The 24797-nt window shown below is 41.5% G+C and carries 26 protein-coding genes; 15 read left to right on the top strand and 11 right to left on the bottom strand.

Annotated features, from left to right (window positions below):
- Window positions 1-36: 36 nt before the first annotated feature.
- The 3 genes from O6P32_RS10495 to O6P32_RS10485 form a co-directional block, all read right to left on the bottom strand.
- Window positions 37-393, bottom strand: a complete 357-nt coding sequence (locus tag O6P32_RS10495) for a hypothetical protein (protein ID WP_269878443.1) — start codon at window positions 391-393, stop codon at window positions 37-39.
- A 367-nt stretch (window positions 394-760) separates the two neighbouring features.
- Window positions 761-1771: a GGGtGRT protein gene (locus O6P32_RS10490; RefSeq protein ID WP_269878441.1), complete on the bottom strand. Its 1011-nt coding sequence runs from the start codon at window positions 1769-1771 to the stop codon at window positions 761-763.
- A 19-nt stretch (window positions 1772-1790) separates the two neighbouring features.
- A complete protein-coding gene (locus O6P32_RS10485) occupies window positions 1791-2492 on the bottom strand; it encodes an iron-sulfur cluster assembly scaffold protein (RefSeq protein ID WP_154044054.1) in 702 nt (233 codons plus the stop codon).
- 285 nt (window positions 2493-2777) lie between these two features.
- On the opposite strand from O6P32_RS10485, the gene O6P32_RS10480 reads away from it, so the two are divergent.
- The 6 genes from O6P32_RS10480 to O6P32_RS10455 all read left to right on the top strand — a co-directional run bounded on the left by O6P32_RS10480 (window position 2778) and on the right by O6P32_RS10455 (window position 8833).
- Window positions 2778-3290 carry a DMP19 family protein gene (locus tag O6P32_RS10480; protein WP_269878439.1) on the top strand — a complete coding sequence of 171 codons (513 nt, stop codon included), beginning with the start codon at window positions 2778-2780 and terminating at the stop codon, window positions 3288-3290.
- An 87-nt stretch (window positions 3291-3377) separates the two neighbouring features.
- The gene (locus O6P32_RS10475) at window positions 3378-4178 is read left to right on the top strand and encodes a hypothetical protein (protein WP_269878437.1); all 801 of its coding nucleotides are present in this window, start codon (window positions 3378-3380) and stop codon (window positions 4176-4178) included.
- Window positions 4179-4475: 297 nt separating this feature from the next.
- The gene (locus O6P32_RS10470; protein ID WP_269878435.1) at window positions 4476-5045 is read left to right on the top strand and encodes a Yip1 family protein; all 570 of its coding nucleotides are present in this window, start codon (window positions 4476-4478) and stop codon (window positions 5043-5045) included.
- Window positions 5045-5503, top strand: coding sequence for an SsrA-binding protein (gene smpB / locus O6P32_RS10465; RefSeq protein ID WP_178266250.1), 459 nt, complete (start codon window positions 5045-5047; stop codon window positions 5501-5503). The genes O6P32_RS10470 and smpB overlap by 1 nt, the downstream gene beginning before the upstream one ends.
- 62 nt (window positions 5504-5565) lie before the next feature.
- Entirely contained in the window at window positions 5566-8310 is a 2745-nt protein-coding gene (metH, locus tag O6P32_RS10460; protein WP_269878433.1) for a methionine synthase, read from the top strand.
- 19 nt (window positions 8311-8329) lie between these two features.
- Window positions 8330-8833 (top strand): GNAT family N-acetyltransferase, encoded by a 504-nt coding sequence (locus O6P32_RS10455; protein ID WP_178266248.1) that lies wholly within the window; start codon window positions 8330-8332, stop codon window positions 8831-8833.
- 8 nt (window positions 8834-8841) lie between these two features.
- Here the strand turns inward: O6P32_RS10455 and O6P32_RS10450 are convergent, their stop codons facing one another.
- On the bottom strand, window positions 8842-9006 hold the full coding sequence (locus O6P32_RS10450; protein WP_269878431.1) for a hypothetical protein: 165 nt from the start codon (window positions 9004-9006) through the stop codon (window positions 8842-8844).
- A 174-nt stretch (window positions 9007-9180) separates the two neighbouring features.
- Between O6P32_RS10450 and O6P32_RS10445 the strand changes: the two genes are divergently transcribed.
- The 7 genes from O6P32_RS10445 to O6P32_RS10415 all read left to right on the top strand — a co-directional run bounded on the left by O6P32_RS10445 (window position 9181) and on the right by O6P32_RS10415 (window position 17158).
- A complete protein-coding gene (locus O6P32_RS10445) occupies window positions 9181-11637 on the top strand; it encodes an FAD-dependent oxidoreductase (protein WP_269878429.1) in 2457 nt (818 codons plus the stop codon).
- Window positions 11638-11643: 6 nt separating this feature from the next.
- Entirely contained in the window at window positions 11644-12006 is a 363-nt protein-coding gene (locus O6P32_RS10440; RefSeq protein WP_178266246.1) for a MarR family winged helix-turn-helix transcriptional regulator, read from the top strand.
- 11 nt (window positions 12007-12017) lie between these two features.
- Window positions 12018-12620 (top strand): epoxyqueuosine reductase QueH, encoded by a 603-nt coding sequence (locus tag O6P32_RS10435; RefSeq protein ID WP_178266245.1) that lies wholly within the window; start codon window positions 12018-12020, stop codon window positions 12618-12620.
- 112 nt (window positions 12621-12732) lie between these two features.
- Window positions 12733-13176: a MarR family winged helix-turn-helix transcriptional regulator gene (locus O6P32_RS10430; protein ID WP_178266244.1), complete on the top strand. Its 444-nt coding sequence runs from the start codon at window positions 12733-12735 to the stop codon at window positions 13174-13176.
- Entirely contained in the window at window positions 13157-14476 is a 1320-nt protein-coding gene (locus tag O6P32_RS10425; protein ID WP_269878522.1) for a TolC family protein, read from the top strand. Before O6P32_RS10430 ends, O6P32_RS10425 begins: the two co-directional genes overlap by 20 nt.
- Before the next feature lie 10 nt (window positions 14477-14486).
- Entirely contained in the window at window positions 14487-15557 is a 1071-nt protein-coding gene (locus tag O6P32_RS10420) for an HlyD family secretion protein (protein WP_269878427.1), read from the top strand.
- Window positions 15554-17158 (top strand): MFS transporter, encoded by a 1605-nt coding sequence (locus O6P32_RS10415; RefSeq protein WP_269878426.1) that lies wholly within the window; start codon window positions 15554-15556, stop codon window positions 17156-17158. The genes O6P32_RS10420 and O6P32_RS10415 overlap by 4 nt, the downstream gene beginning before the upstream one ends.
- 54 nt (window positions 17159-17212) lie before the next feature.
- Here the strand turns inward: O6P32_RS10415 and O6P32_RS10410 are convergent, their stop codons facing one another.
- The 7 genes from O6P32_RS10410 to O6P32_RS10380 form a co-directional block, all read right to left on the bottom strand.
- On the bottom strand, window positions 17213-17470 hold the full coding sequence (locus tag O6P32_RS10410) for a cyclomaltodextrinase C-terminal domain-containing protein (RefSeq protein WP_178266241.1): 258 nt from the start codon (window positions 17468-17470) through the stop codon (window positions 17213-17215).
- Between the two features lie 204 nt (window positions 17471-17674).
- Complete coding sequence (locus O6P32_RS10405; protein WP_178266240.1) at window positions 17675-18835, bottom strand: sodium ion-translocating decarboxylase subunit beta; 1161 nt, start codon at window positions 18833-18835, stop codon at window positions 17675-17677.
- A gap of 2 nt (window positions 18836-18837) precedes the next feature.
- Window positions 18838-19266: an acetyl-CoA carboxylase biotin carboxyl carrier protein gene (locus O6P32_RS10400; RefSeq protein ID WP_178266239.1), complete on the bottom strand. Its 429-nt coding sequence runs from the start codon at window positions 19264-19266 to the stop codon at window positions 18838-18840.
- A gap of 18 nt (window positions 19267-19284) precedes the next feature.
- Window positions 19285-20214 (bottom strand): OadG family transporter subunit, encoded by a 930-nt coding sequence (locus O6P32_RS10395; RefSeq protein ID WP_269878423.1) that lies wholly within the window; start codon window positions 20212-20214, stop codon window positions 19285-19287.
- Window positions 20215-20236: 22 nt separating this feature from the next.
- Window positions 20237-21790, bottom strand: a complete 1554-nt coding sequence (locus tag O6P32_RS10390; RefSeq protein ID WP_269878422.1) for an acyl-CoA carboxylase subunit beta — start codon at window positions 21788-21790, stop codon at window positions 20237-20239.
- A gap of 270 nt (window positions 21791-22060) precedes the next feature.
- Entirely contained in the window at window positions 22061-22465 is a 405-nt protein-coding gene (gene mce, locus O6P32_RS10385) for a methylmalonyl-CoA epimerase (protein ID WP_178266236.1), read from the bottom strand.
- 391 nt (window positions 22466-22856) lie between these two features.
- Entirely contained in the window at window positions 22857-23831 is a 975-nt protein-coding gene (locus O6P32_RS10380) for a GNAT family N-acetyltransferase (protein ID WP_269878420.1), read from the bottom strand.
- Between the two features lie 79 nt (window positions 23832-23910).
- Between O6P32_RS10380 and O6P32_RS10375 the strand changes: the two genes are divergently transcribed.
- Together O6P32_RS10375 and O6P32_RS10370 are read left to right on the top strand one after the other, a co-directional pair.
- Entirely contained in the window at window positions 23911-24447 is a 537-nt protein-coding gene (locus O6P32_RS10375; RefSeq protein WP_178266234.1) for a nitroreductase family protein, read from the top strand.
- Between the two features lie 2 nt (window positions 24448-24449).
- Complete coding sequence (locus O6P32_RS10370) at window positions 24450-24782, top strand: hypothetical protein (RefSeq protein ID WP_178266233.1); 333 nt, start codon at window positions 24450-24452, stop codon at window positions 24780-24782.
- The last annotated feature ends 15 nt before the right edge of the window (window positions 24783-24797 follow it).

Genomic DNA, 24797 nt, shown 5'->3' with positions numbered 1-24797 from the left:
TTTAATTTTTTATTGAGAACAGTATTTACAAATTGTTTAAGGTGTGATTGGTTGTTTGTGGATTGGGTTATTCTCGACTTTATAAATTTTAATCAAACAAGTCGCAAAAGGATATCCAATCGTCTTTGTTATAAACTGTGTGTAAGTTATAGAAAAAATTATAAAACCCAGTGGGGAAGAGAAGAAAAACATTTCTTTGAGTGATTTTACTTTATCAAAGTAAGCATTATGTAATAGTTCTGCTGTGATGATAAAACCTCTTACTCTTTTACCTGTAGAAAAAGCACATTTTTCTCCATTTACTGCGAGTACTACCTCTATTGAAGCTGTATCGTCTTTTCTAGCTCTGCTATCTCTTATAAAAAAGAGAATGGTAAATGAACTTTTTACCATAGTTTAATCATTTAAAATTAGACATTGGGAAGTCCTTTAAAATATGATATATCTTTCTGTGTATTAGATAGATGAATTGATTTTTGTGTGCAGTTTTGATAAAATATGAAATTGCACACAGATTGCACACAAAACATCCTCTTTTCAGCCCATTTTCAAGGATAATCAGCACTTCTTAACCTCAGAAAAATAAGTCTGCTACAAGTGATATTCTGTTTTAATTTCAGTATCTATTTACAACCATTTGCAAGAAGAAAAGCAGGCGAGAAGTGATAAATCATCTTCTTCCATTTATGCGGTGTATATAAAATAAAAATCCCCATAACTCATGGAGTTACAGGGATTTATTATCTTGATTAAGTATAGATTACTTATTCAAAGCAGTAGCAACGTCAACTGCACAAGCTACTGTACAACCTACCATCGGGTTGTTACCGATACCCAGGAATCCCATCATTTCTACGTGAGCAGGAACTGATGAAGAACCAGCGAACTGAGCATCTGAGTGCATACGACCCATAGTATCTGTCATACCGTAAGAAGCAGGACCAGCAGCCATGTTATCTGGGTGAAGTGTACGACCTGTACCACCACCTGATGCTACTGAGAAGTAAGGTTTACCTGCAAGAACACGTTCTTTCTTGTAAGTACCTGCAACTGGGTGCTGGAAACGAGTCGGGTTAGTAGAGTTACCAGTGATTGATACATCTACGCCTTCTTTCCACATAATAGCTACACCTTCACGAACATCGTCAGCTCCGTAGCATTTTACTTTAGCACGAGGACCGTTTGAGTAAGCGATTTCACGAACAACTTTCAATTCGCCAGTATAGTAGTCGAACTGAGTCTGAACATAAGTAAATCCGTTGATACGAGAGATGATCTGAGCAGCGTCTTTACCCAAACCGTTCAAGATACAACGCAAAGGTTCTTTACGTACTTTGTCTGCTTTTGCAGCGATTTTGATAGCACCTTCAGCAGCAGCGAAAGATTCGTGACCTGCCAAGAATGCGAAACATTTAGTTTCTTCGCGGAGCAACATAGCAGCCAAGTTACCGTGGCCGATACCTACTTTACGGTCGTCAGCAACTGAACCCGGGATACAGAATGACTGCAAACCGATACCGATAGCTTCAGCAGCTTCAGCAGCATTTTTGCAACCTTTCTTAAGAGCGATAGCACAACCTACTACATATGCCCATTTTGCATTTTCGAAACAGATAGGCTGAGTTTCTTCACAAGTTTTATAAGGATCAAGACCATACTGTTCGCAGATAGCGTTAGCTTCTTCGATGTCTTTGATACCGTTAGCGTTCAAAGCAGCAAGAATCTGTTTGATACGACGGTCCTGGCTTTCAAATTTTACTTCTCTAATCATATGTTCTTTCCTCCTTATATTATTCGTGACGTGGGTCAATATGTTTAACTGCACCTTGTTCTGCTGTGAAGCGTCCGTAAGTACCTGTTACTTTCTTCAAAGCTTCGTTAGCGTCTGTGCCCTTTTTGATCTCATCCATGAATTTGCCCAGATGAACGAATTCGTATCCGCAGATTTCATCGTTTTCATCCAAAGCGATAGTTTTGATATAGCCTTCAGCCATTTCAAGGTAACGAGGACCTTTAGCCAAAGTACCATACAATGTACCTACCTGGCTACGCAGACCTTTACCCAAGTCTTCCAGACCTGCACCAATCATCAAACCACCTTCAGAGAAAGCTGACTGAGTACGACCGTATACAATCTGCAAGAACAGTTCACGCATTGCTGTGTTGATTGCGTCGCAAACCAAGTCAGTGTTCAATGCTTCCAAAACTGTCTTACCTGGAAGGATTTCAGATGCCATAGCAGCTGAGTGAGTCATACCAGAGCAACCGATAGTTTCTACCAATGCTTCCTGGATGATACCTTCTTTTACGTTCAGAGTCAGTTTACAAGCACCCTGCTGAGGAGCACACCAACCGATACCGTGAGTCAAACCTGAAATGTCTTTGATTTCTTTTGATTTCACCCATTTTCCTTCTTCTGGAATTGGAGCCGGACCATGATTAGGTCCTTTTTTTACAACACACATGTGTTCAACTTCGTGTGAATAAGTCATATTCTTTACGTTTTTATTAGTAATAAAAAATAAGTATTTCGTAAACCACGAGATTAAAGATTTTATTCCTTAATCTGCACGCAAAGTTAGTCGTTTTATTTAGTTCTGCAACGGTGTAAACCAAACTTTTTACTACAAATTAAGGATATTTTATCTGAGTGCCTGCTTTTGTAAGGTGTAAATGACAAAATGTTTTTTTCTCTTTCCGAAGAAACCCTTATCTTTGTGTGCATATAAAAAAGCATTGTAATATACCTATATACAGGTAATAATATTCAGGTAATTATGAATAATGATAAGATTAGAGTAAAAGACGAGGCTTTACAGCGTGGAGCGGAAGCTGGAATGGATGAATTTTTGAAAGTATTTACCGATAAATATCTGGAAATTACAGGAGGAGTGATTAATGCCGAAACTATGCCCTTGCTCAACGGGTATCAACACTCTTTGTTAGGGTATCATTTTTTTCGTGAAGAAGTTCTGGAAGGAGGATTTATTCAATTAATACAAAACGGATATGGTCCTTATATTTTCGATAATCCTTTTGCCAAAGCAATGCGTCTGTTTGGAGCTAAAGACTTTTCTAAACTGATATATGATGCAAAGAAAATATATGATGCACATCGTGAAGATTTGGAGAAAGAACGTACAGACGAGGAATTTATGGCTATGTACGAGCAATATGAGGCTTTCGACGACATAGAAGAGGCTTACATGGAGATGGAAGAAATGGTTACTGCTACGATTGCTGAGTACGTAGACGAACATCTTGAACAATTTGCAGAAATAGAAAAATAATGTTAAAATAAGAATGGGGATGCAGTATTGTTTCTTTTCTTTTATTTCTCTTGTAAAATATAATTTAACAATATAAAGACAAAGTTTATGAAAAAAATGAAATTCGTGGTTGTTATGGCGGCTTTTGCAGCTTCTTTGGGGATTACTTCTTGTTTAGATACTTCGAGTGTCGGAGGAACTGGTACATTGACATGGCCTTTTAAGGTTAGTTCTGATTATATGACAGGCAAGACAATTTTTGTTGATGAAGCTGACAATGAGTACATACCTACAACTGCTGTGACTGTTTCTGGAGATAGATCGGATTTGGCGATGGTTTCTTTCTCTTATGATTATGAACAGTTTGCTGCTCAGGGAGATAGAAAAGATATTACAGTATTGGGGACTCCGAAATACCTTCCTAAAGGTGAAGTAAGTGGTGAGGCAATACCGGAAGAAGGAACTGTTTCTCTTTCAGGATTCAATACTCAAAGTTTGTTGATTTGGGGATATAACGACTACTTAATCTTGAACCCATTGTTTTATGTACACGAGTCAACTGCAAGTGAAACATTGGATACTGAACTGAAGAATCATAAATTCACTCTTTATTATGATGCAGCAACAAAGGCTGAAAATGATGTGATGAAATTGAAGCTTCGTTATCAGATTTTAAATGTAGGAACAGAAGATGCACTTGCCGATTATACAAAGTCTTATTCATATTGTTATGAGTATTTTGATTTGCGTTCGGCAATCAGAGCTTATGAAACTTTAAACGGTACTTATCCGAAAAAATTAGAAGTTGAATACGAAACTGCTTCTACTTATGTTCCAACAATGGATTCTAAAAAGAAAAGTAAACAAACATATGTTTGCGAAATGCGAGCTCAGGAACAGGCTGAATAATATATCTGAAACTGTATAGAATACATTTGAGCATGTTCTCTATATAATATATTAAAAGAACATTTAGTATGGAAAATCAGATAAAGAGAGGAGAAATTCTTTCTTTATCTGATTTTTTTATTGTTTAAGGATATGTGACCGGCTTGTCTTGTTGTGGTGGTGGAGGATGTAGTCGCAGGAGTGAAATAATCTTTAATCCTGTCTGTTTTTCAAAAGTTTCATTATAAAGCCTCTCGTATATTTTCTTCTTTTTTGTATTTTTGCATTTCATACATTTAACAGGAAAGGAGAATTACATTGAGTTATAAAGAAATATTTCAGCGTATAATATTGTTGTTGTCATCGCCTGCAAAGGCGTGGAACGAAATAGCCGAACGGAAAGAGGGGAGATTGGTAATGCCTAATTTCGTCTATCCGATGATTGGCTTGTGTGGCTTGTCGGAGTTCGGAGGTGCATTTATCGGGAGAGAGTTTAGTCCCGATGTATTTCAGATTGCCTTGACACAGTGCTGTGCACTGGCTGTAGCTTTGTTTGGAGGCTTCTTTTTAGCTGCTTATCTGGTAGATAAGATAGGACGCCGTTGGTTTGACTGTGCAGACTCGTACGATAGAATACTGGAGTTTGTGGGATATTCTATGGTTGTGACTTTTGTATTGGATATTGTCAGTGGGCTTTTCTCTATCATGCTGCTGCATTGGATTTTGCAGATTTATACCATTGTTGTCGTGTTTGAGGGAGCGAGACAGATGCTGAAAGTGGCGGAAGACAAACTGACAGGTTATACGGTGGTAATGACCTTGATAGTATTGGTTTGTCCGGCAATTATTGAATTTGTATTTACTAAGTTATCTATAATATTGAACTGATGAAACCTACTGCAAGTAATATTAATATAAAAAATAAGCGTGCTTCGTTCGATTATGAATTTATCGATACCTATACGGCAGGTATTGTGCTGACAGGTACGGAAATAAAATCAATCCGTCAGGGAAAAGCCAGTCTGGTAGATACATTCTGTTTTTTTTCGAAGGGTGAATTGTGGGTGAAGAATATGCACGTGGCCGAGTACTTCTACGGTTCGTACAATAATCATGCAGCTCGTCGTGATCGTAAGTTGCTGCTTACCAAGAAAGAGTTGCGTAAGTTGGAGCGTGGTACACGGGAAACAGGTTTTACTATTGTTCCCACTCGTTTGTATATCAACGAAAAAGGACTTGCCAAACTGGTAATTGCCTTGGCAAAAGGTAAAAAACAGTACGATAAACGTGAGTCTTTGAAAGAAAAAGATGATAAGCGCATGATGGACAGAATGTTCAAACGATAGTTTATTGTGCCATATATATGATTTTTTGATTTTATAGTTTTGAGAGTTTTTGAATTTGTGAAATGCGACAACAGATAAAAGAGCGTATCCTGGTGCTCGACGGAGCAATGGGTACGATGATACAGCAATACAACTTGACAGAGAGTGATTTCAGAGGCGAGCGTTTCAGAGAAATACAAGGACAGTTGAAAGGAAACAATGACCTGCTGTGCCTGACTCGTCCGGATGTCATTGAGGAAATTCACCGGCGCTATCTCGAAGCGGGAGCCGATATTATAGAAACCAATACGTTCAATGCAACCCGTGTGTCAATGGCCGATTATCATATGCAGGACTATTGCCGGGAAATCAATCTGGAGGCAGCTCGTCTGGCACGACGTCTTGCCGATGAATACACCCAAAAGAATCCGGAGAAGCCACGCTTTGTAGCAGGATCGGTAGGTCCTACCAATAAAACCTGTTCGATGAGTCCCGATGTCAACAATCCGGCTTTCCGTGCTCTGACTTACGATGAACTTCTGGAGGCGTATTGTGAACAGATGGAGGCTCTGATTGAAGGAGGAGTAGATGCTATTCTGATTGAAACCATATTCGATACCCTCAACGCCAAGGTGGCTATACAGGCAGCCGAATTGTCTATGCAGAAAATGGGGCGCAAGCTTCCTCTGATGCTGTCGGTTACGGTTTCGGATATTGCCGGACGTACTTTATCCGGACAGACACTTGATGCCTTCCTTGCATCGGTACAGCATGCCGATTTGTTTTCTGTAGGATTAAACTGCTCGTTCGGTGCCAGACAGCTGAAACCATTCTTAGAACAGCTGGCCAAGCGTGCTCCTTATTATATCAGTGCTTATCCTAACGCCGGATTGCCTAACAGTCTGGGACAATACGACCAGTCGCCCGAGGAGATGGCTGCCGAGGTGAAGGAATACATTGATGAGGGGCTGGTCAATATCATAGGTGGATGTTGTGGAACGACCGAAGAATATATCGCCCGTTATCAGGACTTGATAAAGGATGCCAAGCCTCATACACCAGCTCCTAAACCAGAATCTTTGTGGCTGTCGGGACTGGAACTTCTGGAGGTTACTCCCGAAATTAATTTTGTCAATGTGGGAGAGCGATGCAATGTTGCGGGTTCGCGTAAGTTCCTTCGTCTCATCAACGAGAAAAAATACGAGGAAGCACTTTCTATAGCCCGTCAGCAGGTAGAAGACGGTGCGCTGGTTCTTGATATCAACATGGACGACGGTCTGCTTGATGCTGCCGAAGAAATGACTACCTTCCTGAATCTCATTGCTTCGGAACCCGAAATAGCCCGTGTCCCTCTTATGATAGATTCTTCCAAGTGGGAAGTAGTACTGGCCGGTTTGAAATGCGTACAGGGAAAATGTATTGTCAACTCCATTTCGCTGAAAGAAGGAGAAGATATCTTTATAGAGCATGCCCGTACAATCCGTCGTTACGGAGCAGCAGTCATTGTAATGGCATTCGATGAAAAAGGACAGGCGGATACCTTTGCACGCAAGATAGAAGTGTGCGAACGTGCTTATCGTATTCTGACCGAAAAAGTCGGTTTTGCTCCTCAAGATATTATTTTCGACCCCAATGTGCTGGCTGTAGCTACGGGGATTGAAGAACATAATAATTATGCCGTCGATTTTATTCAGGCTACCGGATGGATTCGAAAACATTTACCCGGTGCACATATTAGCGGAGGTGTAAGTAACCTTTCGTTCTCGTTCCGTGGAAATAACTATATCCGTGAAGCAATGCATGCGGTATTTTTGTATCATGCTATCCGTGAGGGAATGGATATGGGTATTGTCAATCCGGCTACATCGGTATTGTATACTGATATTCCAGCCGATGTACTGGAGCGCATAGAAGATGTAGTGTTGAACCGTCGTCCCGATGCAGCCGAACGCTTGATAGAAACGGCTGAGCGTTTGAAGGCGGAAAAAGAAAATAAAGATACTTCTGCAGCTGCTGTCAATCATCTGAAATGGCGTGAGGGTACTACGGTAGAGGAGCGCTTGCAATATGCATTGGTAAAGGGGCTGGGCGATTTTCTGGAAGAAGACTTGCAGGAGGCTTTGAGCCGCTATCCTAATGCAGTGAGCATTATCGAAGGTCCGCTTATGGCGGGTATGAATCATGTGGGTGATTTGTTTGGCGCAGGAAAGATGTTTCTCCCACAGGTGGTGAAGACTGCCCGTACCATGAAGAAGGCAGTGGCTATTCTTCAACCGTATATTGAAGCCGGAAAGCAAGAGGGCGCACGTAGTGCAGGAAAAATTCTGGTTGCTACGGTAAAGGGTGACGTGCATGATATCGGAAAGAATATTGTATCAGTGATAATGGCATGCAATGGCTATGAAGTGATTGATCTTGGAGTAATGGTACCGGCTGAACAGATTGTAGAAACTGCTATTCGTGAGAAAGTGGACATTGTAGGTTTGAGCGGGCTGATTACGCCGTCGCTCGAAGAAATGGTGCATGTAGTGTCCGAGATGGAGCGTGCCGGACTGGATATTCCGGTGCTTATCGGAGGGGCTACTACATCCAAACTGCATACCGCACTGAAGATTGCTCCGGCTTATCATGCGCCGGTAGTGTATATGCGCGATGCATCGCAGAATGCTTCTGTAATGGCTAAGTTGCTGAGTCCGGAACAATGTCCGGCTTTTGTGGAAGAACTGCAAAACGAGTATCGTGAACTGTGTGAGAAGAGTGGAAAGAAAGTCGTAAAGACCGTTTCACTGGAGGAAGCACAGAAAAATAAACTGAATCTTTGGGATTAAAGCAGGAGGAGGATAGGATATGACGATGCAGATACGTTTGGCTGTAGCACACGATTTGGACAGGCTGATGGAGATATTCGAGGCGGCCCGTACTTTTATGGTATCTGTCGGAAATGCTCATCAGTGGATAAACGGTTATCCGCAGCGGGAACTGATTGCCGGGGAAATAGCTGCTTCGCATTGCTATGTGTGTACGACAGAGTCGGGTGATATTGTGGGTACTTTCTGTTTTATACAGGGTCCCGATCCTACTTATGCGCGTATTGAAGATGGAAATTGGCTGGATGAAGAACCTTATTATGTCATTCATCGTCTGGCTTCCGATGGGTCGTATCGTGGAGTAGCAGCTCAATGCATAGACTGGTGTCGGAACCGTTCTGCCAATTTGCGTGTCGATACGCATGCAGACAATAAAGTGATGCAGCATATTCTTGAGAAGCAAGGATTTGTACGATGTGGCATTATTTATGTAGCCAATGGTACACCGCGTATTGCTTATCAGAGCCGGAAATATTCGGAGTAGATAAAGTATTAGTAATAAGAACTATATCTTTTTAATACCCGTTGAGTGTTATATTCGGCGACGTCGTATGTACAGCCGGCGTCGTTGGTTGTGCAGTTGTCGTGGTCGGCCGGATATCCGGCATCGTCGATTGTACTGCTGTTCAGCAAGCAGATTATTTTGCTCAAATACATAGCAGGGAGTTTATAAGCTCCTTTTATATAAGCCCGATTTTTTCGGGCTTTTTTTATGTTCTTGGTTAATAATTATTAATATGGAAATATTTTCCTATGGAAATTTTTGTATCTCGCAATAATATTATTCCTTTGTAAAAAGTTTCCATTAGAAAATAATTACATTGTAAAGTTATGAAATATATTATCATTGGTGGAGTAGCAGGAGGAGCAACAGCTGCTGCCCGTATTCGCAGAAATACAGAGAATGCAGAAATTATTGTATTCGAAAAAGGTGCTTACATTTCGTATGCAAACTGTGGTTTGCCTTATTATATAGGAGGAGTGATTGAGGAGCGCGACCGTCTGTTTGTACAGACACCCGAAGCTTTTGGAAAGCGTTTTAATATCGATGTACGTACCCGTTCGGAAGTAATCGCTATCAACCCTGAACAGAAGTCGGTCACAGTACGTGCAGCAGATGGTTCTACTTATCAGGAAACCTATGATAAACTCTTGTTATCGCCGGGAGCTTCTCCGGTAGTACCCCCTCTTCCGGGAATAGACAGTGAGGGCATATTTACATTGCGAAATGTATACGATACAGACCGTATTAAAAACTATATGCAGGAAAGACCGGTAAAACGGGCTGTCATAGTAGGAGGTGGTTTTATCGGATTGGAGATGGCCGAAAACCTGCATCATGCCGGTGCTGAGGTAAGTGTGGTAGAGATGGCCAATCAGGTAATGGCGCCGATTGACTATTCGATGGCTTCTCTGGTACACGAACATTTGCAGGAACAGGGAGTGCGTCTGTATTTGGAGCAGGCGGTTGAGGCTTTCGAAAAGACTGCTTCCGGAATATCTGTCAAGTTTAAGTCGGGAGTATCGGTGGAGGCTGATATGGTGCTTCTTTCTATCGGAGTGCGTGCCGAAACTCGTCTGGCGGCAGAAGCAGGTTTGAAGTTGGGCGAGATGAAGGGTATTTATGTAGACGAGTACTTGCAGACGTCCGATGAGTCTATCTATGCAGTAGGCGATGCTATCGAATATCCTCATCTTATAACCGGAAAGCCTTGGCTGAACTTCCTTGCCGGACCGGCTAATCGTCAGGCTCGTATTGTGGCAGACAATATGGTGTTTGGAAACAAAGTGAAGTATGAAGGCTCCATCGGCACTTCTATAGCAAAAGTATTTGAAATGACTGTGGCTTCTACAGGACTTCCTGCCAAGCGTCTGAAACAGTTTGGTATACCTTATCTTTCGGCTACAATTCACTCTGGTTCACATGCAGGGTATTATCCGGGAGCTTTGCAGATGGATATTAAGATTACTTTCTCTCCGCAAGACGGCAGATTGTATGGTGCGCAGATTGTGGGATACGATGGGGTAGACAAACGTATAGACGAGTATGCACTGGTTATCAAACATCAGGGAACCGTATACGATTTGATGTCTTTGGAGCATGCCTATGCACCTCCTTTCTCCTCAGCCAAAGATCCGGTTGCCGTATCGGGTTATGTGGCAGGAAATATTTTGTCGGGAAAGATGACACCGCTTTACTGGCGTGAACTGCAGCAGACTGATTTAAGCGCAGTGACATTGGTTGATGTGCGTACTGCAGATGAGTTTGCTTTGGGAACAATCAAGGGGGCTGTGAACGTACCGCTCGATGAGTTACGCTCTCGTATGGCAGATCTTCCAAAGGATAAGCCAGTATATCTTTTCTGTGGTGTAGGCTTGCGTGGTTACCTGGCATCGAATATATTGAAAGACAACGGATATAAGGATGTACGTAATCTGATAGGTGGTATCAAGACTTATAAAGCTGCTGTGACACCGGTAAATCCTCCTTCGGCATATAGCGGAACTCATACTCAGACAGTTTCTGCACAGGCTCAACCGGTTGGTGAGAAGGTGGTGAAAGTGATAAAGGTAGATGCTTGTGGTATACAGTGTCCCGGTCCTATCATGAAACTGAAAAAGAATATGGAAGACTTGAGCGAGGGAGAACGTCTGGAGGTGACATCTACAGATATGGCCTTCCCGCGCGATGCAGAAGCATGGTGCCGTACAACGGGACATCGATTTATTTCTAAAAGTTCGGAAAAGGGTACATATAAAGTTGTGGTAGAGAAACATACTGCTCTGCCTGCTTCGAAGGAAACCTTATTGCCGGCAGATATGGGAAAAACTTTTATTGTCTTTAGTGATGATTTGGATAAGGTTTTGGCTACTTTTGTACTCGCCAATGGAGCAGCAGCTACCGGCAAGAAGGTGACTCTTTTCTTTACCTTCTGGGGACTGAATGCGATAAAGAAAGTACATAAGCCTCGTGTGGAGAAAGATATCTTCGGACGTATGTTTGGTTGGATGCTTCCGTCTCATTCCCGAAAGCTGAAACTCTCTAAAATGAATATGGGAGGCATGGGTACCGGTATGATGCGCTATATCATGCGTAAAAAAGGTATCGACTCATTGGAACAGCTTCGTCAGCAGGCTATCGACAATGGAGTGGAGTTTATTGCTTGCCAGATGTCGATGGATGTAATGGGAGTGAAGAAAGAGGAGTTGCTCGACAATGTGACGTTGGGTGGAGTAGCTACCTATATGGAGCGTGCAGAGCAGGCCAATGTAAATTTGTTCATTTGATTTTTTATGGAAAAAATAAAATGCATTTGTATTATGAGAGAGCTGTTTACGGCTCTCTCTGATTTAGAGTCTCGTTTGATGGATACTTACGGTGTTTCATTGAATGAGGCTATGGTATTGTGTAGTATTGGAAATGAGAGGGTATCTGCCGGTGTAGTGATAGAGCGTACCGGACTTTCTGCTTCGCATGCTTCCAAGGTACTGGGAGCTGCAGAAAAGAAAGGTTTTCTGACTCGTGTGTTGGGTGAACAGGATAAAAGACAGATGTATTTTACCTTGACAGAGGAGGCGAAAAATGTGTTAACTCGTATCAAGGACCATGGGGTGGAAGTTCCCGATGTATTACTTCCTTTATTTAAAGAAGCCTGAGGGGTAAAAAGATGAAGAAGAAGTTTAAACTGGAAGTGCCGGGAGGAGCGGACCGAGTGTTGCTGCATACGTGTTGTGCACCTTGCTCATCGGCTATTATTGAGTGTTTGTTGCAGCACGGTGTACGCCCTACCATTTATTATTGCAATCCTAATATTTATCCGTTGCAGGAGTATCTTATCCGTAAAGATGAATGTACGCGTTATGCACAGTCATTGGGATTGGATATTGTAGATGCTGATTACAATCATGAGGCATGGCGCTGTGCGATGGAAGGATTGGAGAACGAACCTGAGCGTGGGGGACGCTGCTTGAAATGTTTTAAACTACGTCTGAAAGAAACTGCACGTTATGCACACGAAAATGGATTTCCTGTAATTACTACCACCTTGGCCTCGTCGCGTTGGAAGAGTCTGGAACAGATTAATGAAGCTGGACAAGAGGCTGTTGCTGCGTATCCGGATGTTATCTGGTGGGATCAGAATTGGAGGAAAGGTGGATTGAGCGAGCGTAGGATAGCTATCATTAAGGAATATAACTTTTACAATCAGCAGTATTGTGGCTGTGAGTTTAGTATGAGAAAAACAGAGACGCCGGAATCAAATTCTTTGTAATTTGTAGAATGTGAATGAGAGGGGATATTGTCTTTTTGTAATTGAATAGTCAAATATTTGACTATTTAGGAAATTCGTACTACCTTTGCATCCGTTAAGAGAAAATTGAGTAATGAATAGAGAAGGAAGCGAATTTCGTGAACTTATGTTGCAGGTATTTCGTACCCGAATGGCTTTTCGTCGTTCTATGCAACGGACATTAAAGAAAAACAATGCCGGAATTACATTTGAGATGTTGCAGGTATTGAGTAGTTTATGGCGCGAGCAGGGGATAACTCAACAGGTATTGGCAGAACGTACAGCAAAAGATAAGGCCTGTCTGACCAATTTGATGAATAACCTGGAAAAGAAAGGGTACGTATATCGTCAGGAAGATCCGAATGACCGGCGGAATAAACTGGTCTTTCTTACTCCGGAGGGAGAAAATTTTCGTGAACAGATTCGTCCGATATTGGACCAGGTATATGTGTATGCCGAACGTGCGATAGGATTAGAAGGAATCAGGACAATGATGTCGGAACTGAAAGCTGTATATGATGTACTTGAAAATAGCTAAAAAGGTATTGTGTGCAGCGATATGTTGTACTCCTACTATCGTGGAGGCTTCTTTACCTTCGGATTCTTTATTTCTTACACTCGACCGTCTTTTTGAATGGGGAGTTGAACATAATCTTCAGTTGAAGGCCGACCGGATTCAGCTGGAGATGGCAGAAGAACGTATCAAAACAGCTTCTTCCATGAAATTGCCGGACATTCAGATCGGTCTGAAGGGAGGTGTATTGGGGCAGCCTGTCGTCTTTGAACATGGTTTGTCTGATGCAACTTATCCGGATACACCGGATTGGTCACAGAATTATGCAGTGGATTTCACTCAGCCCTTGTATGAAGGTGGAAAAATCCGTTATGCGGTGAAAAAAGCCCAACTGGAACATCAAGCTGTATCTTTACAGACTGATGCACATCGTGCTGCATTGAAACTGGATTTATTGGAGAAATACATGTCTCTTTTCAGCTTATATAAACAGCATGAAATTTTGTCGCGCCAGATTGAAGAGTCGGAACTGCGTTTGTTTGACATTCGTCGGATGAAACGTGAGGGGTTGATTACGAATAATGATGTGCTTCGTAGCGAAATGCAACTTACACGCGACCGTTTGTCTTTGACTGAAGTTGAGAATAATATCAGGTTGTTTTCACAACAGCTTACTATTTTGTTGGGTATTAAGGAAGATTATCTGTTAAAACCGGATACCACTTTGTTTTCGATGCCTGTTTTGTTGGAGGATTATGAAGCTTATTGGGAAGAAGCATATCGGGAAGAACCTTCTTTGAAATGGCTTCGGAAACAGACTGAGTTGGCTAAAAATGAGGTGAAAGGAGTGCGTTCTGCATCGCTTCCTCAAGTATCTCTTTATGCATCAAATACATTGGCACGACCTATATCGCGTACAATGGCCGATTTGTATAATAATAACTGGAACATTGGTCTTTCTTTGTCGTATTCGTTGTCTTCACTTTATAAGAACAATCATAAGAAGAAAGAGAGTCGGCTGGCTGTTTATGCTCGTCAGAATGAGGAGGAACTTCAATTGCAACATTTGCGTGTAGAGATTCGTACAGCTTATCTTCGGCATCAGGAAGCATTGAAGGAGGTGGAGGCTCTTCAGCTTTCTGTACGTCAGGCAGAAGAGAATTATCGTATTATGCAAAACCGTTATATGAATCAGTTGGCAATTCTGACCGATTTGTTGGATGCGAATACGGTACGTCTTAATGTGGAGTTGCAGCTGACCAATGCCCGTACACGGGTTATTTATACTTATTATCAGCTTCAGAAGGTTTGTGGAAGATTATAAAAAGAAGAATATGTCACAAGAGTTACAAGTTAAGCATAAGAAATTAAAGAAACTACGTTTACAAAATATATTGTTGAATATATTATGTATTGTTTTGGCTGTCTCTGGTTTATGGTGGACTGCAACTTATTTTTGGAAGTATATTAATTATGAAGTGACCAATGATGCTTTTGTAGATCAGTATGTGGTTCCTTTGAATATCCGTGCTACCGGTTATGTGAAAGAAGTGCGGTTTAAGGAGCATCAGTATGTGCATCGTGGAGATACTTTGTTGGTATTGGATAACAGGGAGTATCAGATTAAGGTAAAAGAAGCAGAAGCAGCTTTGTTGGATGCCCGGGGAGCACAGGAAGTTCTGCACTCAGGTATTCAGACCTCGCAGACAAATGTAGCTGTGCAAGAGGCAAATATAGCTGAGGCAAAAGCTAAACTCTGGCAGTATGAGCAAGACTATCATCGCTTTGAACGTCTGCTGAAAGAGGAGTCTGTGCCAGAGCAGCAATACGAACAAGTGAAGGCTGCATATGAAGCTGCTCAGGCGCGATACGATGCATTGATTGGGCAAAAAAAGGCCGCATTGTCTCAGTATTCGGAAACCAGCAAGCGAACAACCAGTGCCCAGGCAGCTATCTTGAGAAAAGAAGCTGATGTAGATTTGGCTAAATTGAATTTGTCGTATACCGTATTGGTTGCTCCATATGATGGCTATATGGGAAGACGTACATTGGATGTTGGACAGCTTGTACAGGCCGGACAGGTAATTTCTTATCTGGTTAGGAGTGAAGATAAATGGATTACGGCTAATTATAAGGAAACACAAATTTCCAACATTTACATCGGACAGGAAGTTCGTATTAAAGTGGATGCATTGCCTGGACGTGTCTTTAAAGGGAGAGTCAGTGCTATTTCGGAAGCTACTGGCTCAAAGTATTCATTGGTTCCTACTGATAATTCTGCCGGTAATTTTGTGAAAGTGCAGCAGCGTATTCCGGTGCGTATTGATTTGGAAGATGTACAACTTGAAGATATGCAGAAATTACGGGCGGGTATGATGGTAGAAACAGAAGCTTTACGTCGATGATAAAGATGGCTCAATTGGGACTTCCGGTAAGGAAGTGGGTACCTGACTGGCTTGCATTGGCAAGTGTGTTTATTGTGATTTTGCCAGTGACAATGCTGAATGGTTCGTATACAGGAAGCATGCTGGAAGTTTCGAATACGTTAGGTACAAATACAGAAGATATAACAATGGGTTATTATGCTGCTTCTGCCGGTATGGCTGTAGCATATCCTATTGTCCCTAAAATATTGGATAGTTTTTCTGCAAAGTTTCATTTGCTGTGTAATCTTGTTCTCCAATTTTTTCTCAGTTGGATTTGTGCCCGTTCGCAGAATGTGGATGTATTGATTGTGTGCAGTTTTGTGATTGGTTTCATGAAAGGCTTTCTGATGCTGTGGTTTATCCGTTATGCACAGACGATTTTCAGTCCTAAGAAGATTCGAAGTGAATTTTATTCTTATTTTTATCCTTTGGTGTATGGAGGAGGACAGCTTTCCATGGTACTGACTGCAGAACTGGCTTATCGTTACAATTGGAAGTATATGTATTATTTTATGATGGCTTTATTGTTGCTGTCTATTCTGACTGTAATCGTTTGCTATCGTCATAATCGTCCTTTAAAATCCATCCCATTATCAGAACTGCATATACGGGAAATGTTTCTTATTTCTGTGGCATTGCTGATGTTGATGTATGTGTTTAATTACGGAAAGGTATTGGACTGGATGGCTTCAGAAAAGATTCGCTGGTATATTGTAATAGCTCCTGTTTTGGTCGCTTTTTTCATTTGGATTCAGCGACATTCCCGAAAACCTTATGTAAGTTTGATGCCGCTTTATCATACTAAAACAATTATCGGATATTTCTATATGATGTTGGTCATGTTTTTCAGTACGTCTACTACTCTGCTTACCAACTATTTGTCCGTTATCTTGAAAGTAGATACGACACATACTTATTCTCTTTATATATTTCTGTTGCCGGGATATGTATTGGGGGCATTTATCTGTTTTTGGTGGTTTCGTTGGCAACGTTGGCGCTTCCGTTTTCTGATAGCAGGAGGAATGGGATGTTTTGCTGTTTTTTTTGGAATTTTGTATTTTGGAATTTCGCCGGATAGCACGTATGAAATGCTTTACTTTCCTGTCTTCTTACGTGGAGTAGGGATGTTGACGCTGATTATAGCTTTTGCTTTGTTTGCAGTAGAAGACTTGAACCCAAAGTTCTTATTATCGAATGCTTTTTTTCTGATAATATTCCGCTCTGTTTTGACTCCTATTGCAGCTACATCTTTTTATAGTAATGTGCTTTATCATTTGGAGCAGAAATACATGTTTTCTTTGTCGGAAACTATGACGGAGGTGGATCCACTCTCTTCTATGAAATTTTCTCAGGCATTGACCAGTAATCTTTCTCAGGGGCATGGATATATGGAGGCTACTCAGCTGGCTACTTCAACACTTTATACTACTTTACAGCAGCAAAGCTTATTGTTAGCTTTAAAAGAAATGCTGGGATGGCTTTTTGTTGTGACATTGGTGATTGCTGTGATATCACGCTTTATACCTTTCCATAAGACTATTCGTGTAACATTTGCTAAAACAGGAGATGATATGGTATAAACTTTTGTGATAAAAAAGTAAAGGTCGGTAAACTATATGTACCGACCTTTACTTTTATTTTCCAAATTCAATAATCATAGATTGGTGTGCTGCTAAAATCAAGTTTTGGGTAAAGTCTACTTTTTTTCCACTTGAGATATCTTTCCCTTCCTTGTGATCTTTTGTCAAGATGTTGTAATGATTGTTGGGCAGTACTTGTTCTTTGTCGGTACTGTTTAAAACAATCATTTCGGTTTTGCTTTCATTAGTACGAACATACACGTATATTCCGTTCTGCGGAATATGGTACTTTACAGTTTTGTTTTCTAACATCTTCTTGTTTAGTTTTGATTTGCGGGTGCAAAGATATACAGCAGTCTTATCAAGTAAGAATAAAAATTGGGAAAATATGAGATTTCTTTTGTTTTTAATGACATAAATCAATAGTTTAGATTTTGATTTTTGCCTAAAAATGATATAAAAAAAGAAGAGACCCTTGATAAGAGCCTCTTCTTATAGTGTATAAATAAACATCTTTTAGATAAGGAATCCCAGTAAAATACCGGCAGCAACGGCAGAACCGATAACACCCGCTACGTTAGGACCCATGGCATGCATCAAGAGGTAGTTGCTTGGATCGTATTCCAAACCGACAACCTGCGAAATGCGGGCTGAGTCGGGAACTGCAGATACACCTGCGTTTCCGATAAGCGGATTGATTTTATTTTCTTTCTTCAGAACCAGATTGAATATTTTGACAAATAAAACTCCGGATGCAGTTGCGATTACAAATGATAACGCTCCCAATGCAAAGATTTTGATAGAGTCCATGGTAAGGAATTCGGAAGCTTGAGTAGAAGCACCTACTGTGAGTCCCAACAAAATGGTAATTGTGTCAATCAGCGGACCACGGGCAGTTTCTGCCAAACGGCGTGTAACTCCACTTTCTTTCAAAAGATTACCGAAGAAAAGCATACCCAGCAACGGCAGACCTGACGGTACAAGGAAGCAAGTCAGCAACAGACCTACGATAGGGAACATTACTTTCTCTGTATGTGATACAGCACGAGGAGCTTTCATTTTAATCAGACGTTCATGTTTGGTGGTCAGTAAACGCATGATAGGCGGTTGTATCACTGGAACTAATGCCATGTATGAGTAGGCTGATACAGCAATCGCTCCCATGAGGTTAGGTGCCAGTTTGGAGGAGAGGAAGATAGCCGTAGGACCGTCTGCTCCACCGATAATACCGATAGCGGCAGCTTGCATCGGATCGAATCCGATTGCCAGTGCAATCATATAAGCTCCAAATATACCGAATTGAGCGGCTGCACCGATTAGCATCAGTTTCGGATTTGATATCAAAGCCGAGAAGTCGGTCATGGCACCAATTCCCAGGAAGATAAGCGGCGGATACCATCCGGATGTAACTCCCTGATAGAGAATGTTGAGCACGGAGCCTTCTTCGTAAATACCTACTTTCAATCCGGCTTCCATATTGAATGGAATATTGCCTATCAGAATACCAAATCCGATAGGAATGAGCAACATTGGCTCAAATTCTTTTGCTACGGCAAGATAAATGAAGAATATACCGATGAGCAGCATGATAATATGCTGGTATGTTGCATTGTAGAAGCCGGTATATGTCCAGAAATCTGCCAAGTTATTTTGTAAAAAACTAACAAATTCTCCCATAATTATTCAATGATTATAAGGTCCGTACCTTCCAGAATAGATTCTCCTTTGCTGACATTGATTGCTGTCACTTTACCGTCGCGGTCAGACTTGATATCGTTTTCCATTTTCATGGCTTCCAGTATCATCAGTGTTTGTCCGCGTTTTACAGTATCTCCTTCTTTTACTTTAATTTCCAGAATAACACCTGGTAACGGTGATTTAATACCCGATTTACCACCACTTACAGCAGGTCTGCTGATTGGAGTAGGAGGTGCTGCCGGTGTAGTAGATTCAGTACGTACTACAGGTTTGATTTTGGGTTTAGCCTGTTTTTCCAATTCTACAGTGTATGAAGTACCGTTTACTTCTACACGTACGTTGTTGTCTTCTATATCGCCTACAGTTACTTTATAGAGATTACCGTTAATTTTATATTTATATTCTTTCATTGTTTTATTCTTTAGAGATTATTTTTTATGAGGCGTTTCGCGCAAAGTATAGATTTTTGAACTCCAAGGAGAATAGCTTCGTTTCACACGGCTGATGGTAAGGATGGTTTCTTCCACATCATGGTCGGCTCCTTGAGCTTCGTGAAGTGCCATTGAAATAGCAGCGATGATTTCTCCCGGTGCTTCTCCCAGTCCTTTTTCTTTTGCTTCTTGTTTATCTGTAATATTATGTGCTTTCATTGCATTGCGCTTACGCAAAACGATGGCTGTCTTACCGATAAATTTAAAGCAGATATAAAGCAGAATCAATCCTAAGAATACGACACTCATGGCAGAAATAGCCATACCGATTCCGGCTGGGTCGTGTTGTTCGAATTTATCCATTTTAGGATTGCTTTCTATCGTCTTGTTGTTAGTACTTGGAGTCACATACTTTTCAGCACTGTCGTCTTTTACCTCCCACTGGTTGTCTGCATCACTGACGCGTGCATACGATTGGTTGGCTTTTAGAATGCCGGCAGGTACTACAACCTGGTCCAGAAGTTTACGTCCCGAGTCATAAAGACCAATCCAGTTGGCATTGTTTTTGTCTAATACAAAATTGGTATGGAATGTTCCTCTTCTTGGAGTCCCGTCTGCCCAGAATAAAGTATGCTGGCGTGGTTTGATGCTGGTCAACACATCACCTTTAGGAATAAAATAGGTAACGGTATCTCCTGGCTGACTGCTTACTTTCAGCAGACATCCTGCCAGATCGGCTGTGCTATATGCTTTATTGAATATTTCAATCCATCCGCTGTGAATACCATAATCGTCTTGGAAGTTACTTTGATTGTCTACTAAGACTTCATTAATCACCAGCTTGTTGTTCGGTTTCTGCTTGGTGCAGGAACTGAAAACAGCCAACAGCAGCAAGGATAGGAATATTCCGGCTTTATGTTTGTTCATAAATACTCTTTTTTTAAGGTTATTACAATGGAATATTGCCATGTTTCTTGGCTGGATTGCTCAATTTCTTGGTCTGTAACTGCTGCAATGCACGAATGATACGGAAACGTGTATTGCGTGGCTCTATTACATCATCGATATAGCCATACTTGGCAGCATTGTACGGATTGGCAAACAGTTTGGTATATTCTGCTTCTTTTTCAGCCATGAATGCTTTAGGATCTGCAGCTTCTTTGGCTTCTTTTGCATACAATACTTCTACGGCTCCGGCACCACCCATTACTGCGATTTCTGCAGTAGGCCATGCATAGTTCATGTCGCCTCTCAACTGCTTACAGCTCATTACGATATGTGAACCTCCGTACGATTTACGTAAAGTAACTGTAACTTTAGGAACAGTAGCTTCGCCGTATGCATACAACAGTTTGGCTCCATGCAGAATGACTGCGTTATATTCTTGTCCTGTACCCGGAAGGAATCCTGGAACATCGACTAAAGATACGATAGGAATGTTGAATGCGTCGCAGAAGCGTACGAAGCGTGCACCCTTACGAGATGCATTGCAGTCTAATACTCCGGCAAGGAATTTAGGCTGGTTTGCCACGATACCTACAGACTGACCGTTGAAACGTGCGAAACCGATAATGATATTTTTGGCAAAGTCACGTTGTATTTCAAGGAATTCACCGTTGTCTACAATAGCTCCGATGACTTCGTACATATCGTATGGCTTGTTAGGACTGTCGGGGATAATTTCGTTTAAGGAATCCTCCAGACGGTCGATAGGGTCTGTACAGTCTACATAAGGAGGTTCTTCCAGGTTGTTCTGAGGAATGTAGCTCAGCAACTTGCGGATTAATGCCAGACCTTCTTCTTCGGTTGCAGCAGTAAAGTGAGTTACTCCCGAACGGGTAGAATGTACACTGGCACCTCCCAGATTTTCCTGTGAAACGTCTTCGCCTGTTACGGTCTTCACTACTTTAGGGCCGGTAAGGAACATATACGATGTACCTTCCATCATTAAAGTAAAGTCTGTCAATGCCGGAGAATACACTGCACCACCGGCGCAAGGACCAAAGATACCCGAAATCTGAGGAATTACTCCCGAAGCAAGAATGTTACGCTGGAAAATTTCAGCATATCCTGCTAGTGCATTGATACCTTCCTGAATACGTGCACCACCCGAGTCGTTAATACCGATACAAGGAGCACCCATTTTCATGGCCATATCCATCACTTTGCAGATTTTCTGAGACATAGTTTCCGACAAAGAACCTGCCGATACGGTAAAGTCCTGTGCAAATACATATACCAGACGTCCTTCAATTGTACCATAACCAGTTACGACACCATCGCCCAGATAATGTTTCTTGTCCATACCGAAGTTTGTACAACGGTGTTTGACAAACATATCCATTTCTTCGAAACTGCCCTCATCCAATAGCATGGCGATACGTTCGCGGGCTGTATATTTTCCTTTTGCGTGCTGTTTTTCGATTGCTTTTTCACCACCACCCAAACGAGCCTGGGCACGTAGTTCAATCAGCTCTTTTACTTTTTCAAGTTGGTTACTCATGGTATTAGAATATTTATTGATTGATAAATAAAAGATGGAGATTTCAGGCTTGCAGCAGCAAAGAGAGGAAAGAGTTGAAAGCAAAAGGTTAACACAAGATTGCATTCTGAACATAGCGAAGGGATAATTTCGGCAAAGCCTGTCTCATGATTGCATTTGAGATTTTCGCTACGTTCAGAATGTCAAAAACGATATTATCATTTTGTTTTGATACATCTCTATTTCTTTTTGCAGTTGCTGAATCCTGAAAAATCAGTTCATCTTCTGAAATTATTTTTCACATAATTCGGTCAGGATTCCCATTGTAGATTTTGGATGTAAGAATGCAATATTCAATCCTTCTGCTCCTTTGCGTGGAGCTTTGTCGATGAGCCGGATACCCTGGGTTTCTGCTTCTGCCAGTGCATTGGCTACTCCGTCTTCTACAGCAAATGCTACATGATGTACTCCCATGCCTCTGTTTTCTATAAATTTGGCAATTGTACTTTCCGGACAAGTCGGTTCAAGCAACTCCAGTTTGGTATCGCCACATTTAAGAAAGGCTGTTCTGACTTTCTGATCTTCTACAGTCTCAATATTATAGCATTTTAAACCAAGTACGTTTTCGTAATAAGGAAGGGCTTCTTCGATGCTTTTTACAGCAATACCCAAATGTTCGATGTGAGAAATTTTCATAATCGTGTTGTTTTTTATTGGTATTAAGCTTAAAGTTTCATTTATCAGTTGCACAAAGAAAGTAATTTTGTGCTGAAAAACGAAACTTTTGCAAGATTTATTTTAATGGGTGATGTTTTTTATTTTGTAGTGATACGGCGAGGATTAAATGAGATGAACGGGATGTATAATTATTGTAGATGATGGAAAAATTTTGTTTTTCAGTGATTTATCTTTTATGAAGTAAGTCCTTCCTTGTAATCGGCGACGTCGGATGCAGATTCGGCGTCGTTGGATGTATAGCCGTTGACGTTGGTTATATATTCAACGACGTGGGCTATATGCTTTATCTCACCATGTAAAGATACTTTATTTGCAAGATAAAATATGTACAGTGGAATAGGGGTTATGGTTATACGTAGATCTTGATAAGCAGTTTGTTCAGCCAGTTCCAGCGGATTTTAAACCAGCGTCGGCTACTGAGCTGCTTTCCCCCGAAACGTAGGATAAAATCGCGGTAACTGTATTTGCGGAAAGGAAGGCCGGCATCAATAAATTCAAAATGTGTATATTGGTGTTTGGCTGCGTATGTCATGGCGTTCCATACGGATAAAACTCCCGGATACAATCGGGCGTATGTCTTTCTCATACCGCCGGAGAACAGCAGGTAAGCGGTATTGCCCGAAAACAGGCAGACTGCACCTCCTATAATTTTGTTTTTATACCTGACTAAAAAGATTTTTCCTAACTCTTTGTTGCCGGATTGGCGGATGAGTGATATAAAGAACGAGTAATCGGGGAGATAACGGTGTATCTTGGGAGAATAATATTTTTTCAGCATAGAGAAAAAGGCTTTTACATCTTGCTCGTTGTGGGCAATGTCTATAACGGCTCCGTTTCTTATGCCGTGGTTTATCTGGCGCTTGCGAGATGCACTCATCCATTTGTCTATTGTTTCATGGTGGATGGAATTTCGCACGCGTAACCATCGTATCGGGAAGTATCCGTTCTGCCGGAAATATTTGTATCCGAAAAGAGGCTTCTCCAAATTGCGGAATTCGATAAGAAAGGACTGATCGGAAAATCGCCGGGTAAAATAGGAAAGAAACTCACCGAAAATTGCCTCTTCTTTGCCGGGTGTCGTAAAGTATTCTCCGGTGCCGTAAACATAAGTCTTATTCGTAAAGCCCAGCAGACGGAAGTTACGCCTTGTGATACATAATAATTTGCCGATGACTTTCTCTTTTTCCGTAGCTACCAGCATGATAGGCTGATATCCAGAGGTCTGTTCCAATACTTGAAACAACTCTGAAGAGTGGAAGACGTTCGAACCGGGCAGGGAGGGAAGATCTTTGGAATTATAATATGTAGTCAGTCGGATACTCATCGTTTTATGCAAATATATAATTTTTTGTTGAGCATTCCGAGTTTAACTCTTATATTTGTCTGGCTAAAACTTTTAATTTATGGAGAATTTCAGCGATTTACTCAAAAACAGACGCAGCATGCGTAAGTTTACGGAGGAGGAATTGACTCAGGAAGAAGTGGTGACTTTGTTGAAAGCCGCTCTGATGGCTCCTTCTTCCAAGCGCAGCAATTGTTGGCAGTTTATAGTTGTCGACGACAAGGAAACCCTCGACAAGTTGTCTCGTTGCAAGGAATCGGGCTCTGCTTTTCTGAAAGAGGCTGCACTTGCGATTGTAGTTGCAGCCGATCCTTTGGCCAGTGACGTATGGATTGAAGATGCTTCGGTAGCTTCTATTCTGATACAGTTGCAGGCAGAAGATTTGGGATTGGGCAGTTGTTGGATTCAGGTACGCGAACGTTATGTGGCTACCGGAATGCCGTCTGATGAGTATGTGCGTGCCATATTGGGGCTTCCTTTGCAGCTTCAGGTGTTGTCTATTATTGCCATCGGGCATAAGGGGATGGAACGAAAGCCTTTCAACGAGGAACATCTGCAATGGGAGAAAGTGCATATTAATAAGTATGGAGGACAGTAAGCATGGCTGTTAAGGTTTCTTCGCAAAAGGATACATATAAGGCTACGGCAGTTTTCCTGGTACTGATGGGAGTGTTGTATCTGTTGGACAAATGGATTGACTTCTCCGATTATAATCTGGATTGGGTAATGCAGAAGGATACCATGTTGCTGTATGCAGCTGTTACATTTCTGTGGTTTAAGTCGGACAAATCGGTAGGACTTATTTTAGCTGGTATCTGGCTCATTCAGAATATTGCATTGGTGACTGCTTTATTAGGACAGGTGTCAACCTATTTGCTTCCACTTACATTGTTGTTGATAGGGGTATTGCTCTATTGGCTGTCGTCCAAATGAAATAAAATGAAAGAT

Origin of the sequence: Phocaeicola acetigenes (assembly GCF_027529745.1) — a bacterium.
GTDB lineage: Bacteria > Bacteroidota > Bacteroidia > Bacteroidales > Bacteroidaceae > Phocaeicola > Phocaeicola acetigenes.
Note: the sequence above shows the minus strand (reverse complement) of the source record. Positions and strands in the feature narration are given on the sequence as shown.